General features: G+C 66.8%; 17 protein-coding genes, 1 tRNA gene and 1 pseudogene. 12 read left to right on the forward strand and 7 right to left on the reverse strand.

The genetic code is table 11. The features are described from left to right. Position 1: 1 nt before the first annotated feature. The 3 genes from PQ455_RS10870 to PQ455_RS10880 all read right to left on the reverse strand — a co-directional run bounded on the left by PQ455_RS10870 (position 2) and on the right by PQ455_RS10880 (position 1,690). Positions 2 to 256: a BrnA antitoxin family protein gene (locus tag PQ455_RS10870; RefSeq protein WP_273686097.1), complete on the reverse strand. Its 255-nt coding sequence runs from the start codon at positions 254 to 256 to the stop codon at positions 2 to 4. Further along, the gene (locus PQ455_RS10875) at positions 210 to 491 is read right to left on the reverse strand and encodes a BrnT family toxin (RefSeq protein ID WP_273686098.1); all 282 of its coding nucleotides are present in this window, start codon (positions 489 to 491) and stop codon (positions 210 to 212) included. Before PQ455_RS10875 ends, PQ455_RS10870 begins: the two co-directional genes overlap by 47 nt. A 74-nt stretch (positions 492 to 565) precedes the next feature. After that, the gene (locus tag PQ455_RS10880) at positions 566 to 1,690 is read right to left on the reverse strand and encodes an NAD(P)/FAD-dependent oxidoreductase (RefSeq protein ID WP_273686099.1); all 1,125 of its coding nucleotides are present in this window, start codon (positions 1,688 to 1,690) and stop codon (positions 566 to 568) included. Between the two features lie 48 nt (positions 1,691 to 1,738). Here PQ455_RS10880 and PQ455_RS10885 point away from each other — a divergent pair, with 48 nt between their 5' ends. The 8 genes from PQ455_RS10885 to PQ455_RS10920 all read left to right on the forward strand — a co-directional run bounded on the left by PQ455_RS10885 (position 1,739) and on the right by PQ455_RS10920 (position 9,154). Then, a complete protein-coding gene (locus PQ455_RS10885) occupies positions 1,739 to 2,206 on the forward strand; it encodes an A24 family peptidase (RefSeq protein ID WP_273686100.1) in 468 nt (155 codons plus the stop codon). Between the two features lie 43 nt (positions 2,207 to 2,249). After that, positions 2,250 to 3,275: a Flp pilus assembly protein CpaB gene (cpaB, locus tag PQ455_RS10890; RefSeq protein ID WP_273686101.1), complete on the forward strand. Its 1,026-nt coding sequence runs from the start codon at positions 2,250 to 2,252 to the stop codon at positions 3,273 to 3,275. 1 nt (position 3,276) lies between these two features. Further along, positions 3,277 to 4,860, forward strand: coding sequence for a type II and III secretion system protein family protein (locus PQ455_RS10895; protein ID WP_273686102.1), 1,584 nt, complete (start codon positions 3,277 to 3,279; stop codon positions 4,858 to 4,860). A 17-nt stretch (positions 4,861 to 4,877) separates the two neighbouring features. Continuing rightward, positions 4,878 to 5,258, forward strand: a complete 381-nt coding sequence (locus tag PQ455_RS10900) for a CpaD family pilus assembly lipoprotein (protein WP_273686103.1) — start codon at positions 4,878 to 4,880, stop codon at positions 5,256 to 5,258. Then, positions 5,255 to 6,514 (forward strand): CpaE/TadZ family protein, encoded by a 1,260-nt coding sequence (locus tag PQ455_RS10905; protein ID WP_273686104.1) that lies wholly within the window; start codon positions 5,255 to 5,257, stop codon positions 6,512 to 6,514. Before PQ455_RS10900 ends, PQ455_RS10905 begins: the two co-directional genes overlap by 4 nt. Further along, entirely contained in the window at positions 6,514 to 7,470 is a 957-nt protein-coding gene (locus tag PQ455_RS10910) for a type II secretion system F family protein (RefSeq protein WP_273686105.1), read from the forward strand. The genes PQ455_RS10905 and PQ455_RS10910 overlap by 1 nt, the downstream gene beginning before the upstream one ends. 4 nt (positions 7,471 to 7,474) lie before the next feature. Next, on the forward strand, positions 7,475 to 8,461 hold the full coding sequence (locus tag PQ455_RS10915) for a type II secretion system F family protein (RefSeq protein WP_273686107.1): 987 nt from the start codon (positions 7,475 to 7,477) through the stop codon (positions 8,459 to 8,461). 186 nt (positions 8,462 to 8,647) lie between these two features. Beyond that, positions 8,648 to 9,154 (forward strand): hypothetical protein, encoded by a 507-nt coding sequence (locus tag PQ455_RS10920; protein ID WP_273686108.1) that lies wholly within the window; start codon positions 8,648 to 8,650, stop codon positions 9,152 to 9,154. Positions 9,155 to 9,288: 134 nt separating this feature from the next. On the opposite strand, the gene PQ455_RS10925 is transcribed toward PQ455_RS10920, so the two are convergent. Continuing rightward, the gene (locus PQ455_RS10925; RefSeq protein ID WP_273686109.1) at positions 9,289 to 10,089 is read right to left on the reverse strand and encodes a DUF1134 domain-containing protein; all 801 of its coding nucleotides are present in this window, start codon (positions 10,087 to 10,089) and stop codon (positions 9,289 to 9,291) included. 139 nt (positions 10,090 to 10,228) lie between these two features. Between PQ455_RS10925 and PQ455_RS10930 the strand changes: the two genes are divergently transcribed. The 4 genes and pseudogenes from PQ455_RS10930 to PQ455_RS10945 all read left to right on the forward strand — a co-directional run bounded on the left by PQ455_RS10930 (position 10,229) and on the right by PQ455_RS10945 (position 12,932). Then, positions 10,229 to 10,318 (forward strand) — tRNA-Ser (locus tag PQ455_RS10930). 611 nt (positions 10,319 to 10,929) lie between these two features. After that, positions 10,930 to 11,283 carry a ParB/Srx family N-terminal domain-containing protein gene (locus tag PQ455_RS10935; RefSeq protein WP_273686110.1) on the forward strand — a complete coding sequence of 118 codons (354 nt, stop codon included), beginning with the start codon at positions 10,930 to 10,932 and terminating at the stop codon, positions 11,281 to 11,283. A 23-nt stretch (positions 11,284 to 11,306) separates the two neighbouring features. Then, positions 11,307 to 11,973 (forward strand): annotated as a pseudogene (locus PQ455_RS10940) (IS6 family transposase). 257 nt (positions 11,974 to 12,230) lie between these two features. Then, a complete protein-coding gene (locus PQ455_RS10945) occupies positions 12,231 to 12,932 on the forward strand; it encodes an IS6 family transposase (RefSeq protein WP_420542871.1) in 702 nt (233 codons plus the stop codon). 139 nt (positions 12,933 to 13,071) lie between these two features. Here the strand turns inward: PQ455_RS10945 and PQ455_RS10950 are convergent, their stop codons facing one another. The 3 genes from PQ455_RS10950 to PQ455_RS10960 form a co-directional block, all read right to left on the reverse strand. After that, positions 13,072 to 13,395, reverse strand: coding sequence for a DUF2924 domain-containing protein (locus PQ455_RS10950; RefSeq protein ID WP_273686112.1), 324 nt, complete (start codon positions 13,393 to 13,395; stop codon positions 13,072 to 13,074). 90 nt (positions 13,396 to 13,485) lie between these two features. Further along, positions 13,486 to 13,968, reverse strand: a complete 483-nt coding sequence (locus tag PQ455_RS10955; RefSeq protein WP_273686114.1) for a DUF3489 domain-containing protein — start codon at positions 13,966 to 13,968, stop codon at positions 13,486 to 13,488. Positions 13,969 to 14,194: 226 nt separating this feature from the next. Next, positions 14,195 to 15,376 carry an acetyl-CoA C-acyltransferase family protein gene (locus PQ455_RS10960; RefSeq protein ID WP_273686115.1) on the reverse strand — a complete coding sequence of 394 codons (1,182 nt, stop codon included), beginning with the start codon at positions 15,374 to 15,376 and terminating at the stop codon, positions 14,195 to 14,197. Positions 15,377 to 15,396: the final 20 nt, after the last annotated feature.

Raw genomic sequence — 15,396 nt, forward strand, 5'->3', positions numbered from 1 at the left:
GTCAGAGCCCGGCCGCCTTCCGCAAGGCATCGTTCACGCGGGTCTGCCACCCCTCGCCGCCCGCCTGAAAATGATCCAGCACGTCCGGGTCGAGCCGCAATGAGACATGGCGTTTGGGATGCGCGAGCTTCGGGCGGCCCCGGCGCACCAGTGTTTCCCCGACGAAGGCGTCGGCGCCATCGGCCCAGCTTTGCGTCAGCTTGGGGGCGTCATCGGGATCGATCCCGTTCGCGCCAATAGATTTCTCGTTCTTCATCGTCCGCAATCCTTATCGAGATCACACGCACCGCATCCGCTCGCGGGGTCCAGACGACCACGACGGGCCGGCCATCCAGCGCGCCGAGAACGATGTGCCGAACCTCGCCATAATCTTTTCGGTCATCGATTCTCGTCAGGAAAAATCCGCCGAGAACCTTCGCCACATCGTTGAAATCCAGACCATGCGCTTCGAGGGTGGCGTCGCGCTTGGCCGTATCGAACTCGATCCGCATCGCCTTCGCCTGGCCCTCGTCTTTAATGTAGCACGATTATATCGCGCTACAATATTCGTAGCACGAAAATCCTGTTACTCGTCGCGGCCGAAGCGTGTCGGCGCGTAGCGGTCGGGATCGATTCCGCCCAGCCAGCCCGGCATCGTCCGCCCCAGCACCAGCGCCGCCGCCATCGCCGCCGCCGCAGGCGCGGTCTGGATGCCGAAGCCGCCCTGCCCCGCGCACCAGAAGACGCCGGGGGCCTGTCCGTCGAAGCCGTAGACGGGCGCGCGATCGGGGCCGAAGCTGCGGAGGCCGGCCCAGGCGTGTTCGCGGGCGAGGATTTTCCAGTCGACGACTTTTTCCAGCCGGTCGATCGCCACCGCCATGTCGATTTCCTCGGGGGCGACGTCGTGCGCGGCGACTTCGGTTTCGTCGTGGGGGGAGAGCCAGATGCGGCCGCCGGCCTCGGGCTTGAAATAATAGCCGCCGCGCGCGTCCATCACGAGCGGCATGTCGGGCACGGCCGGGGGATCGATGCGGAGCTGGACGATGGTGCGGCGGTAGGGGGTGATGGCGATCGGCTGCGCGCCGGCCATGGCCGCAACCGCGCTCGCCCAGGCGCCGGCTGCGTTGACGACGATTGCGGCATTTACCGGGCCGGCGGGCGTGTCGATGCGCCAACGGCCGTCTTGGCGGGCAAGGCCGCGCACGGGGGCGTCGCACAGCAGGGTTACGCCAGCCTGCCTTGCGACCCGAAGGCAGGCGGCGTGGAGGGCGCCGACGTCGATGTCGCGGCAGGTGGGTTCGGCCAGCGCGCGATCGAACCCGGGGCGGAGACCGGGCAGGATCGCCTCCAACTGGTCGCGCCCGACGGGCTCCAGCGCGACGCCCATGCCGGCGAAATCGGCCGCCAGCGCGTCCAGCGCGGAGCCGCCGCCGGGGCCGGCGAGGTGGAGTTCGCCGCGCGGGTGGAGGAAGCTCTCGCCGCCATATTCGGCCGGCGGCTTCTCCAGCCACGGCCCCGAGGCGCGGGTGAGCGGCTGTACGGCGGGGCCGCCATAGGTTTCGCTCCAGAACGCGGCCGAGCGCCCGGTGGAATGGCGGCCGGGCCGGTCCTCCCCCTCGATCAGCACCACGCGCGCGGCATCGCCGATGGCGGCGGCGAGGCTGGCGCCCGCCATGCCGGCGCCGATGATCGCGATATCGGTGGAAATCATCGCCGCTGGTTACGGTTTGGCAAGCCGCGCCGTCTAGGGGGTTGGCCCATGATATACGGCCAGATCGCCTGCCTGACGCTGCTCGCCCTCCTCCTCGCCCGCGCGGCGTGGACGGATCTGCGGTCGCGAATCATCTCCAACCCGCTCAACATCACGATCGCGCTGCTCGCGATCGTCTGGTGGGGCGTGTGCGGGCTCGATCCGTGGGGGATCGTTACGCAGCTCGCGATCGGGCTCGGCGTGTTCGCCTTCTTCACCCTGTTGTTCACGCTCAACCTGATCGGCGGGGGCGACGTGAAGCTGCTCGGCGCGCTCGGCCTGTGGCTGCCGTTGCAGCAGATGGCGACGATGCTGGTGTGGATGGCGATGCTGGGCGGCATCCTTTCGATCGTGATGCTGGTCGCGCACCGCATCCGCAAGGGCACGCTGGCGCCCGAAGTGCCCTACGGCGTGGCGATCGTTGTCGCGACCCTGCCGATCATAGCAAACCGAATCTTAACCATCCCGGCCGCATGACGCCCTGAACGCCGGGATCATCCCGGCAGTCGGGGACGTGACAATGGACGTGAGACGGCTTGCGCTGATGGTGGGCGCGCTGATGGTGGCGGCGGTTTCGGCCGTGATGGCCCGCAGCCTGTTCATGGGATCGGCGACCCCGCAGGCAGCGGCGTCCATGCCGGCGGCCCCGGTCGCCCCCACCGGCCCCGAGGTGCTGGTCGCGACCCGCGCCATGCCGGTCGGCACCATCATCGGCCCGGACAGCTTCCGCTATCAGCCCTGGCCCTCCGAGCTGATCGAAAAGGCCTATTTCATCCGTGGCCAGTCCGAGGCGCAGACGCTGGTCGGCACGGTCGTGCGGCAGGCGACGAGCGCCGGCCAGCCGATCACGCAGGGTTCGCTGGTGAAGCCGGGCGATCGCGGCTTCCTCGCCGCAGCACTCGGGCCGGGGATGCGTGCCGTCACGGTCTCGGTTTCCGCGCAGAGCGGCGTCGCGGGCTTCGTGTTTCCGGGCGACCGGGTCGATCTGATCCTCGCCTCGCAGGTGACCGCCTCGGGTGACGACCAGCCGTTGCGCGCCTCCGAGACGATCGTCCGCAACCTGCGCGTGCTGGCCACCGATCAGCGCACCGACAAGGTGACCGACGAGCAGGGCAAGACGATGGTCTCGGCCTTCTCCTCCGTCACGCTGGAGACCACGCCGCGCATCGCCGAGAAGATCGCCGTCGCCCAGTCGATCGGCACCCTCTCGCTCTCGCTCCGCCCGCTTGCCAACGACACCGCCGAACTGGAGCGCGCCATCGCCGCCGGCGAGGTGGATGTGCCGGCGACCGGCGGCGCCAAGGCGGAGAAGGACATGATCCTCGCCATTGCCAACCGCCCGTCGGACAGCGACACCAGCTACACCCTCGGCGCCGACGTCTCACGCTTCCAGCGCCGCTCGGTCCCGGTCGCGCAGCAGCCGATGGCGATGGGTGGCCCCGCCCCCGCGCCGGCCGCCCCTGCCCCCGCCTATCAGCCCACCGGCCCGGTCGTGCGCGTCGCGCGCGGCAATGCGGTCTCGGTCGTCGCGCTCGGAGCCAAATAAGATGCGCCGCCTCTCCCTCCTCGCCATCGCCGCCGTCCTCTCGGCGCCCGCACAGGCGGCCCCCGCCCGCACCTCGCTGCGCCCCGCCGCGCCGGCCGCGACCGGCAACGCGCCGATCCCGCAGGCGATGATGTCGATGACCAGCACCTCGACCGACACGACGCTGTCGGTGGGCGCCGGCCGCCTCGTCAATCTGCCGCGCGCCATGGCCGACCTGTTCGTCGCCGACGACAAGGTCGCCGACGTGCAGGTGAAGAGCCCGACCCAGCTCTACATCTTTGGCAAGAGCGGCGGCGAGACGACCGTCTCCGCCACCGATCGCGCCGGCAACGTCGTGTGGACCAGCACCGTGCGGGTCGGCACCAACATCGGCTCGCTCGCCCAGATGCTGAAGATCGCGATGCCCGATTCGGACATTCGCGTGACGGTGATGAACGGCCTCGTCCTGCTGACCGGCAACGTCAGCTCGCCGGGCGAGATCGAAGAGGCGCAGCGTCTCGCGCAGGCGCTGGCCGGCGAGGGCGCGCAGGTGGTGACCCGCCTCAAGACGCCGGTGCCGTTGCAGGTGAACCTGTCGGTCCGCATCGCCGAGGTCAGCCGCGATCTCGCCAAGCAGATCGGCGTGAACCTGCTGAGCCGCGACACGTCCGGCGGCTTCCTCTTCGGGATCAGCCGGGGCAATCCGGGCACGATCTCGACCGTCCAGCCCGGCGACCCCCTGGGTCGAGTGGCGGGAAGCACGGGCTACAGCTTCGCGCCGAAGGCCGGCAGCACGATGCTGGGTGCCGCCGGCAAGTTCATGGGCCTGGACATCCTCAGCACGCTCGACCTCGCCGAGACCGACGGCCTCGTCAGCACGCTCGCCGAGCCGAACCTGACCGCCATCTCGGGCGAGACGGCCAGCTTCCTGGCGGGCGGTGAGATCCCCGTGCCGCTGGCGCAGGGCCTGGGCGCCGTCTCGGTCGAATATAAGCAATATGGCGTCAGCCTGTCCTTCACGCCGACCGTCTTTTCGGACGGGCGCATCTCGCTGCGCGTGCGGCCGGAAGTGTCGCAGCTGTCCAGCGCCGGATCGGTGACGGTGAGCGGCTTCACCATCCCCGGCATCACCACGCGCCGGGTGGAGACGACGATCGAGCTGGGATCGGGCCAGTCGTTCATGATCGGCGGGCTGCTTTCCAACAACACCAACAATTCGACCGACAAGGCACCGTTTCTGGGCGACCTGCCGATCCTGGGCGCGCTGTTCCGATCGAACAATTTCCGCCGTCAGCAGACCGAACTGGTCGTCATCATCACGCCCTATCTGGTGCGCCCGGTCGCGGCCGGATCGATCGCGCTGCCGACCGACGGCTATCGCGCGCCGACCGACGGCGAGCGGCTCCTGCTGGGCAAGAGCGCGAGCGGCAAGAGCGGCGCGCGGGCGCCCCGGCCGATGCTGTCCACGCCGACCTTTTCGGACCGTACCGGCAGCGCCGACGCCGCCATCGCCGGCCCGACCGCCGCCACCTCGGCCGCGCTGGCCAAGGCATCGGGCCCCGGCGGCGCGACCATCACCAACGTCCTGCGCCCCGTCGTCAAGTGACACCGGAGAGAATGAGCATGAAGCCCCTCCCCTTCCTCCTCCTCGCCGGCGCTTTGTCGCTCGGCGGCTGCATGGGCACCGAAAATCGCGGCGTGGACAGCGTCCATGTGCCGATGGTGACGCGCACCGCCACCGGCGCGGTCGCCAGCGTCCCCGGCTGCCCGGACTGGAGCCGCCCGGTCGGCACGGAACTGACGTCCTCCACCACCTCGGACTATGGCTGCGCGACCCGCAGCAATCTGGCGGCGATGATCGCCGATCCGATGGACCTGATCACGCCGAAAAGCTCCACCGCGACCGACCCCTATGTCGCCGCGAAGGGGATCAAGAGCTGGCGCGATACGCCCGCCAGCGGCAGCAAGGGCCTGGAAAAAGTCACCACGGGGGCGTCCAAGTGACCGCGCATTTCAACCCGCGCCATGCCGGCGTGCGTGATCCGTTCAGCGCCTATCTGTTCGACGAAAGCGCCTCCCACATCGTGCGCGAGGTGGCGAGCGAGTTCGGCTGGCCGCACGAGCGCATCTTCGATGGCGGGCTGCGCGCCGCAGCGCAGGGCCTTGCCGTGGCCGCGAGCCCGTCTATCCTGCTGGTCGACATCTCCGACGCGGCCGATCCGCTGGTCGATATCGACGCGCTGGCCGAAGTGGTCGAGCCGGGGACGATCGTGATCGCCTGCGGGCCGATCAACGACATCCAGCTCTATCGCGGCCTCGTCCAGTCGGGGATGCACGATTATCTGCCCAAGCCGCTGACGCGCGCGGCGCTGATGGAAGCCTTCGCCGACGCGCAGAACACATTGCTGAACCCGCGCGGCGGCGAGGGCGAGACCGAGCGGCCGCATGTGCAGACCGCCGTGATAGGCGTGCGCGGCGGCGTGGGCGCCACCACCGTCGCCGCCTCGCTCGCGCACAGCCTGGGCGACGCGCACGCCCGCACGACCGCCCTGCTCGACCTCGACGTGCATTTCGGCACCGGTGCGCTGGCGCTCGATCTGGAGCCGGGTCGCGGGCTCACCGATGCGATCGAGAACCCCAGCCGCATCGACGGCCTGTTCCTCGAACGCGCATTGGTGCGCGCCAACGACAAGCTCTCGGTCCTGTCGGCCGAGGCACCGATCAACCAGCCGCTGACCGGCGACGGCTCCGCCTTCTTCCAGTTGCAGGAGGAATTGCGCCAGAGCTTCGACTGCACCGTGGTCGATCTGCCGCGCCACATGCTGGTGCAGCATCCGGGGCTGCTGCACGATGCGGCCGTCACCGTGGTAGTCACCGATTTCACGCTGGCCGCAACCCGCGACACGATCCGCGTGCTGGCGTGGCTGAAGGCCAATGCCCCGCGCTCGACGCCGCTCGTCGTCGTCAACCGCGTGGCGCCGACCGGGGGCGAGATCAGCCGCAAGGATTTCGAGGCGTCGATCGAGCGCGCGGTGGATATCGTCCTGCCGCTCGACACCAAGCTGTCGATCCAGGCGGCGAAGCTGGGCAAGCCGCTGGCCGAGGTCGCCAAGTCGGCGAAGCTCGGCCACGCCCTCGCCTCGATCGCGACGCGCGTGCTGTCGGCCTCGGGCGATACCGAGGTTGCGGCCAAGGGTGACGGCAAGTCGCTGATCGGCCGCCTCGGCGACTTCAAGAGCCTGCTGGCCAAGAAGCCCTGATGAGCCCGCTCGTCATCTTCCTGTTGCTGGCGGCGACCGGCGGCCTGATCGCCTACGGCTTTTCCGGCCCGACGCCCGCCAAGGCGGCGCAGCGCCGGCTGAAGGGCGTCCGCACGCGCTATGCGCCGGAGACGGGCGAGGTGCAGATGCGCCGCATCGCCACGCCGCAGAACAGCTCGCTCGACAGCTGGTTCGGCCGGATGATCCCGCGCCCGGCCCTGCTGCGCCAGCGGCTGGAGATGACGGGCCGCTCCTGGACGCTCGCCCAATATTCGATCGCCTCGGGCGGGCTCACCCTGTTCACCTGGGTGTCGCTCGGCTTTCAGGGCTTTCCCTTGTTCCTCACCTTCCTGCTCGGCCTCGCCGTCGGCGTGGGGCTGCCGCATCTCGTCGTCAGCAAGCTGATCGCGCGGCGCGTGGCGGCATTCACCGCGCGTTTCCCCGACGCGATCGACCTGCTGGTGCGCGGCCTGCGGTCCGGCCTGCCGATCGGCGAGACGCTCGGCGTGGTCGGCCACGAAGTGCCCGGCCCGGTCGGCGTCGAGTTTCGCGGCGTGACCGATCGGATGCGGATCGGCCGCACCATGGATCAGGCCTTGCAGGAAACCGCCGACCGGCTGCTGACGGCGGAATTCCAGTTCTTCGTCATCAGCCTGGCGATCCAGCGCGAGACCGGCGGCAATCTGGCCGAAACGCTCTCCAACCTGGCCGAAGTGCTCCGCAAGCGCAGCCAGATGAAGCTGAAGGTGAAGGCGATGTCGTCCGAATCCAAGGCGTCGGCCTGGATCATCGGCGTGCTGCCGTTCCTCGTCTTCGGCCTCATCAGCTTCATCAACCCCGGCTACATGCACGGCTTCTTCCACGACGAGCGGCTGATGATCGTGGGGCTCGGCGGGCTCGGCTGGATGGGCGTGGGCGTCTTCATCATGTCCCGCATGATAAACTTCGAGATTTGATCCGATGAGCGCGAACCCGACCCTGATGGGCATCGACATGATCGCGGTGGCGACGATGATGGCGGGCGGCGCCGTCTTCGCGCTGCTGGTGGCGCTCTATGCCGCCATGACCGTGCGCGACCCGATGGCGCGGCGCGTGAAGGCGCTCAACGAACGGCGCGAGCAGCTGAAGGCGGGCATCATCGCCTCGGCCTCGCGTCGGCGCGCCAAGATCGGCGTGTCGAGCCTCACGACCGATCGGATGCGGACCTTCCTGTCCTCGCTCCGCGTGTTGCAGGAAAGCCAGCTGAAACATTCGCAGCTGATGCTCACCCGCGCCGGCATCCGATCGAAGGATGCGGCGATCGCGGTGATCTTTTGCCGGCTCGCGCTGCCGCTGCTGATCGGCGGCACCACGATCATCGGCCTCTATCTGATCGATTGGTTCCCCGATTGGGGGCCGTTCAAACGCTACGCCGTGGTCGCGGTGACGCTGGTGCTGACCTACAAGGCGCCCGACCTGTGGGTGAAGAACAGGGTCACCAAGCGGACCGCCGCGATCCGCAAGGGCCTGCCCGACGCGCTCGACCTGCTGGTGATCTGCGCCGAGGCGGGGCTCACGGTGGACGCCGCCTTCCAGCGCGTCGCACGCGAGCTGGGCAAGGGCTATCCCGAACTCGGCGACGAATTCGCGCTGACTGCGATCGAACTGGGCTTCCTGACCGATCGCCGCACCGCCTTCGAGAATCTGGCGCAGCGCGTCGATCTGGAATCGGTGCGCGGTGTCGTGACGACGATGATCCAGACCGAGAAATACGGCACGCCGCTCGCCTCCTCGCTCCGCGTGCTGGCCGCCGAATTCCGCCACGAGCGGATGATGAAGGCCGAGGAGAAAGCCGCGCGCCTGCCCGCGATCATGACCGTGCCGCTGATCCTGTTCATCCTGCCGGTGCTGTTCGTCGTGATCCTGGGGCCGGCGGCCTGCTCGATCTCGGATAATGTGCTGAAATAGGTCAGCTACGCTGACGGGCGGCACCAGCCCGCTCCCCCACCCGGCCACCCATAAGATACTGCCGTTGGGTGGCCGGGTGGGGGAGCGGGCTGGTGCTGCCACGATGGTTCAGCTTGGCTGAACCATCGTCTAGGAACGGTCCCGGGGTCGGATCGTTACGCCTCCAACTGTATTCGGGAGAGCGTGATGCCGGCCTTTACCACCAACCAATGGGCGATCCTGTTTCTGGTACTCGTGCTGGGCTGGGTGCTGGGCCTCGCCTCGCGATCGGGCGGCGCCAGGTGGAAACGCGCGCTGGCCGCCGAGCGCGAGGAGCGCGCGATCGAACGCGAGCGCCATGCGCAGGAAATCGCGGCGCTCAACACGCGCATCGTCGATCTGGAGGCGCGCCCGGTGCCGGTCGCGGCCCCCGTCGCCGCGCTAGATCCGAGGGCGGAAACACCCGTCACCGGCCGCGCCAAGTCCGACGACCTCTCGCTGATCCACGGCATCGGCCCGGTCGGCGAGCGCCGCCTGAACGAGCAGGGCATCCACAGCTACCGCGACATCATCGCGCTCGACGCCAACCGCAAATCCGCGCTGGAATCCCGCGTGGGCGCGCCCGCCGGCACGATCGATCAGGACCGCTGGCAGGAACAGGCGATCGCACTGGAAGAACGCGGCGTGGACGAACATCGCCGGGTTTTCGGGTAGGGTTTCAGCCGCCAGCTACCTCGGCGGCTTTTTCCTAACCGTTCGTGTCGAGCGAAGTCGAGACACCTTTACGTGGGGCACATCCCTCGACTACGCTCGGGACGAACGGCGTCTAAGCGCGGACGCCCGTTCGATCAGAACGGCAGCCACCGCCCCTTCTCCGTGAAGTTCATGTAACCCACGTTCACGCCCAGTCGCCAGCCGACGCCCAGCCGGATCGGGATCAGCACGATATCGCCGCGCCGCAGGTAGCTCGCGTTGAAGCCGCCGACGAGATAGGCCGCCCCCTCCCCCGCCGGGAACCGCTGATACAATTCCTGTGAATCGTAGAGGTTATAGACCAGCACGAAGGTCTTGGCGCCGTTCGCGCCGATGTCGAAGCCCAGCGACGGCCCGGTCCAATAGACCGGCCGCTGCCCCTCCACCTTGTGGAACATCGTGCCCGATCCATAGCGCAGCCCGGCGATAAACGCCCCGCCCGCCTCGCGGCCCGCGATATAGGCAACCGGCCGGCCATTATCGCCGATGATCCGCTCGATCACCTTGGCAAGCCCCTCGGCGCCCTTGCCGAACACGCCCTCGGCCGCCTCGAAGATGTCCTTTTCCTGATAGGTGGCGCCCGCAGATGCCTCCGACGCCGCCCGCCCCATGGGCGTCGTTCCGACGCTCTCGCTGGCGGGAACGGGGCCGGAGGGCGGCGGGGGCGCCGGTGCGGACTGGCCGCTCGCCGCCGCGTCGCCGGCCTGAGCCGAAACCGCATCGGCAGCCGGCGGATCCTGCCGCGCGGCGGACGCTGGGGCCGAGGCGGACGTCGCCGGGCGCGCCGCGAGCTGGCCCGCCTGATTGGGATCGATCGTCGAAACCTGCGCCATCGCAGTGCCCGCCAGGCCCATCGCCGCCAGCATCCCGATCGTCACCTTTGCCGCCCGGATCATAAACTCTCCCCCTCAAGCGGTTGAGCGCCACCCTATCGCGATGCGGCCTTGCCCAGCAATGAACGGCGACCGAACGCTATTGCTCCACAGCCGGTTGCAGGCCCCGAACGACCTCGCTATAGCCGCCAACGCCGCAGCCGGAGACGTGGGTGAGTGGCTGAAACCAACGCTTTGCTAAAGCGTCGTACGGGAGACCGTACCGAGAGTTCGAATCTCTCCGTCTCCGCCATCAAGTCGTTGTTTTTACTGAATTTTTCAATTGACGCGGTGTCGAGAATGAGCGTTTTTGGTACGGTGATTTCGAAACTTGGGCCGCGAAAATAGGGAATTTTCTCCGTAGTCCGGTTCTAGAAGAATTTTGCCCGTTTTTCCGTACCTTAGCTGCCAGCCGTATTCGAAGTTCGAATCTATTCCGCTCCGCCAGGCAGTCCCCAAAGTAACGAGAAGCGCCGCCGTACTGCGGCTGTAGCGCCGATTTCCGGCGATTCTCGCGCTGCGACCGTAGCGCGGAGAGGGCCCTCGCCCTCTCTCACTCCCCATTCCGACGACACTTTCTCCGCCTCTCGGGGCAGCGGTACGGTTTGCCAAAACGGCACTGCTATTCGCTGTCTTCGAGGCGCTGAATTCCCGCTAAATACGTCGTTTAACGGGAATTATGCTGGGAAAAGGGGCGGTTTTTGGCCTCGCCGTATATTTTATCTCGTATTCTTAGTGATTTAGATGAAATGTGTCCGGATTTGGGCATGCTTAAACCGGCATATCCGGGCGGTTTTTTGCTATTTCGTGGCTTAGATCGCAATATCCGCCGTCAGATGTTGGCTATTCGGGAGACTGTGCGTCGTGGAGCTACCGCCGTTCGAACTGCGCGCCGTCGGATCGTCGAAACCCTTCGATCGCAACGCGCGCACGCATTCGAAGAAGCAGGTGAAGCAGATCGCCAAGAGCATCAGCACGTTCGGGTTCACCAACCCTGTACTGATCACCCCCGATGGCACCATCATCGCCGGCCACGGCCGGGTGATGGCCGCGCGCGAATTGGGCATGGCCGAGGTGCCGACACTGACCCTGGCCAATCTCAGTCCCGCCGAGGTCAGAGCCTATGTGCTGGCCGACAACAAGCTGGCGCTCAACGCCGGCTGGGACAAGGAGCTGCTGGCGCTGGGACTCTGTCAAAGCAAATGCACCGGAAATTAGCGAGTGCCCGGTAGCACCGCGAGATGCCTCGCCATCGCAAGCCACCCAGCCCGTTCCGCTATTTCAACTCATCACCCGTGGTGATCCGCTTGGCGGTGATGATGTATGTCCGCTTCCCACTGAGCTTGAAGAACGTCGAAGACCTGCTGTTCGAACGCGGGATCGACATCTGCCATGAAACGGTGCGGCACTGGTGGAACCGCTCCGGGCCGATGTTCGCGGGCGATATCGTCAGCAGCGTATTTCACGAATGCGCGGGTTTCGCCATTGGCGAAGGCACCTGGATGAGATGTACGTGAAGCTGAATGGTGAGATGGTCTACCTCTGGCGCGCCGTCGATCACGAGGGCGAGGTGCTCGAGAGCTACATTACCAAGACCCGCGACAAGGATGCGGCGCTTACTTTCATGAGGAAGGCGCTGAAGCGCCACGGGTCACCGGAGGCCATTACCACCGATGGTCTGCGCTCCTATCGCGCAGCGATGAACGACCTGGGCAATGCGGAGAAGCAAAAGATCGGCCGCTGGGCGAACAACCGCGTCGAGAACAGCCACCTGCCCTTCCGACGACGAGAGCGGGCGATGCTAAGTTCAGGCGAATGAAGACCCTTCAGAAGTTCGCCTCGGTCCACGCCAACGTCCACAATCATTTCAACCTCGAACGCCACCTCGTCGATCGCCAGACTTACTAGGAACGTCGCTCCGCCGCCCTGGCGGAGTGGCATTCGCTCGCCAGCTAGTCCCCTGCCCTCATAGACCGAATACCATCGTGGGGAGAGCGGTTCGCGTTAGACTGACAGCACCGGTGAGCCATATGCGCGGCTTCCGCCACTGGCGGTGGCATCTCGATGAGATGTACGTGAAGCTCAACGGCGGGCCTTGTCAGACCAACGTGGCAGCGCTGATTGCCAGATGATATCCGGTCGGGATGAGCCGCAAATCCAGAGCGCTGCCGCCCTCCCCGTTCCGCCGCTTCAATTCAGCACCAGAAGTCATCCGCCTTGTTGTGCTGATGTATATTCGCTTTCCGCTGTCGCTGCGGAACGTCGAGGATCTGCTGTTCGAGCGCGGCATCGACATCTGTCACGAGACGGTCCGACACTGGTGGAACAGGTTCGGGCCGATGTTCGCCGGCGACATCCGCCGCCAGCGGGTGAGCCGCATGCGCGGCTTCCGCCACTGGCGATGGCATCTTGACGAGATGTACGTGAAGCTCAACGGCGAGATGGTCTACCTTTGGCGCGCCGTCGATCACGAGGGTGAGATCCTCGAGAGCTACATCACGAAAACCCGCGATAAGGCAGCAGCTCTCAGCTTCATGAAGAAGGCATTAAGGCGCCACGGCGCACCCGAAGCCGTCACTACGGACGGCCTGCGCTCCTACCGCGCAGCGATGAACGAACTGGGCAACGCTGATAAGCAGGAGGTCGGCCGCTGGGCGAACAACCGTGTCGAAAACAGCCACCTGCCCTTCCGACGACGAAAACGAGCCATGCTCAGGTTCAGGCGGATGAAGACCTTGCAGAAGTTCGCCTCGGTCCACGCCAACGTCCACAATCACTTCAATCTCGAACGCCACCTCATCGATCGCCAGACCTTCAAGGAACGCCGCTCCGCCGCCCTGGCGGAGTGGCAGATACTCGTCAGCTAGGCCCCTGCCCTCATAGACCGATCACCATCGTGGGGAGAGCGGTTCGCGTTAGACTGACAGCACCAGTTGAAGCTCTGTTCCAGCCCCTCCTCGCTCGACTTGCGGGTGTAGATCGCGCAGCGGACCTGCGTTCCACCCCTCATGCCGCGATTGTCTTCTTGAGGCCGAAGAAGGCGGGGCCCGACCAGCGGGTGCCGGTGATGGCGCGGGCGACCTCCGACAGCGACCGCCACTCCCGCCCGTCCCAGCGGATCACCTCATCCTTGCCCACCGTCACCACATGGGCCTGCCCGTTCCATTCGCGTACCAGCCGCATGCCGGCCCGTGCCGGGGGGGTGCGGGTCTTGGCCGCGCCGATCTGGGCCAGCCGCTGACGGGTCTGGCGGGCGAGCCCGCCTTGCGCCCGGGCCTGGATTTCCCAGGCCAAAGCGAGCCGCAGCAGGCTGGGGCTGATCCGAGGCACGGCCCCGAGGTCAGGCGGGTCCAGCGGTCGCGCAGGTCAGCGGGCGACATGTGCGCGAGGCTCGCCAGCTCCTCATCGAGCGTCGCCATCTCAGGCCGCCGCCGTGATCTGGTAGCAGGTGGCGCCGTCGCGCTTGCCGCGCTCGACCGCGTACCCCTTCTTGCGCAGGCCGGTGAGCGCCGCCCGCATCGTGTGCGGCAGCCAGCCTGTCACGGCGATAAGTTCGGCCTGGGTCGCGCCGTCGGGCTGGCGCAGCAGGGTCAGGACGCCGTCGATTTTGGTGACGCGGGCTGGGGTGACGGCTGGTCGCTCCGCCGCCTCGGGGCTGGCCGGCGCGGCGCTCTCGGGCGCGGTACCCTGCCCCACCTCGACGCCAATGGCGGCGAGGCCCGCGTCGGTGGCGAAGGTGCCGGTCTCGCGTTCCTCGACCAGCCCCGCCTTTATCAGGGAGGTGATCGCCATCGTGACGCGCGAGCGGTTGGTGATCGCGGGCGGCAGCGGGTGGAGGTTGCGATCGTCGCGCTGGGCGGCGGTCGAGAGCAGGATCGTCTGGGTGTCGGTGAGCTTGGCCATGATGGTCTCCGGTCCGGCGGAGCGGCAACGCGCCGCCCCACCGACCGAAGTCCCGGCGAGATCATCATCCCGAGATCAGGCAAGCCGCAACCAGCGAGTCGCCCCGACGCTGTCGCTCCAACCGCCAGTGAAGTCGACTGGATTGTCTCTCCTGGATGATCGAGTTATCGAACTGACCAGATGACGCCCATTTGATCCTACGGTAGTGTTAGATCGCTAGCCGTGATCAGGCTCGCTCCCAGATGGCGGCGATGCCCTGGCCGCCGCCGATGCACATCGTGGTCAATCCATAGCGGCCGCCCTTGCGGCTCAATTCGTGGACGAGTTTGGTTGTGAGGATCGCGCCCGTCGCGCCGATCGGGTGGCCCAGTGCGATGCCGCTGCCGTTGGGATTGACCTTGGCCGGATCGAAACCCAGCTCGCGCGCTACGGCACAGGCCTGGGCAGCAAAGGCTTCGTTGGACTCGATCACGTCGAGATCCGCGATCGTCAGCCCGGCGCGGGCGAGGGCGGCGCGGGTGGCCGGTACCGGACCGATGCCCATGTACGCCGGATCGACGCCGGCATGGCCGTAGCTGACCAACCGCGCTAGCGGCATCAGGCCATGCGCCCGCACTGCTTCGCCACTGGCCAGAATCGTCGCTGCGGCGCCATCGTTGATGCCCGATGCGTTTCCGGCCGTCACGGTGCCGCCGTCCTTTACGAAAACCGGCTTCAGGCGGCTGAAATCGTCGGGTTTTGCGTCGATGCGGACATGTTCGTCCGTTTCGAACAACGCCGGCTTGCGCTTCACCATGATCTCGATCGGCACGATCTGGTCACGGAAATAGCCTTTCGCAATAGCATGCACGGCCCGCCTCTGGCTCTCGATGGCCAAGGTGTCCTGATCCTCGCGGCTGATGCCGTAGCGCTTCGCCACATTCTCAGCGGTTACGCCCATGTGATAAACGTGGAAGGGGTCGGTCAGCGCACCGAGGAGACCATCGATCAACGCCGTGTCGCCCATCTTCTGGCCCCACCGCACGCCGGGCGCGAAATAGGGCGCTCGGCTCATCACTTCGACGCCCGCCGCCATCGCCACCTCGCAATCGCCAAGCAGGATCGATTGCGCCGCGGAAATGATCGCCTGAAGGCCAGACCCGCAAAGCCGACCGACGGTCATCGCTGGCGTCTCGTACGGAATACCCGCACCGACCGCCGCGATCCGGGAAACATATGCGTCGCGGGGTTCGGTGTGGATCACGCTGCCGACGACGACATGGCCAACGAGCGCGGGATCCACATCCGCCCTAATCATCGCAGCCTTGCCGACGGTTGCGGCCAGTTCGCCGGGCTGCTGATCCTTGAGCGATCCGCCGAACGTACCGATGGCCGTCCGCGCGGCGGATACGAGAAAAACGTCACGCATGGTTCTGCTCCGATGTTGGC

This window comes from Sphingomonas naphthae, from assembly GCF_028607085.1.
In the GTDB taxonomy this organism is placed as follows: domain Bacteria; phylum Pseudomonadota; class Alphaproteobacteria; order Sphingomonadales; family Sphingomonadaceae; genus Sphingomonas_Q; species Sphingomonas_Q naphthae.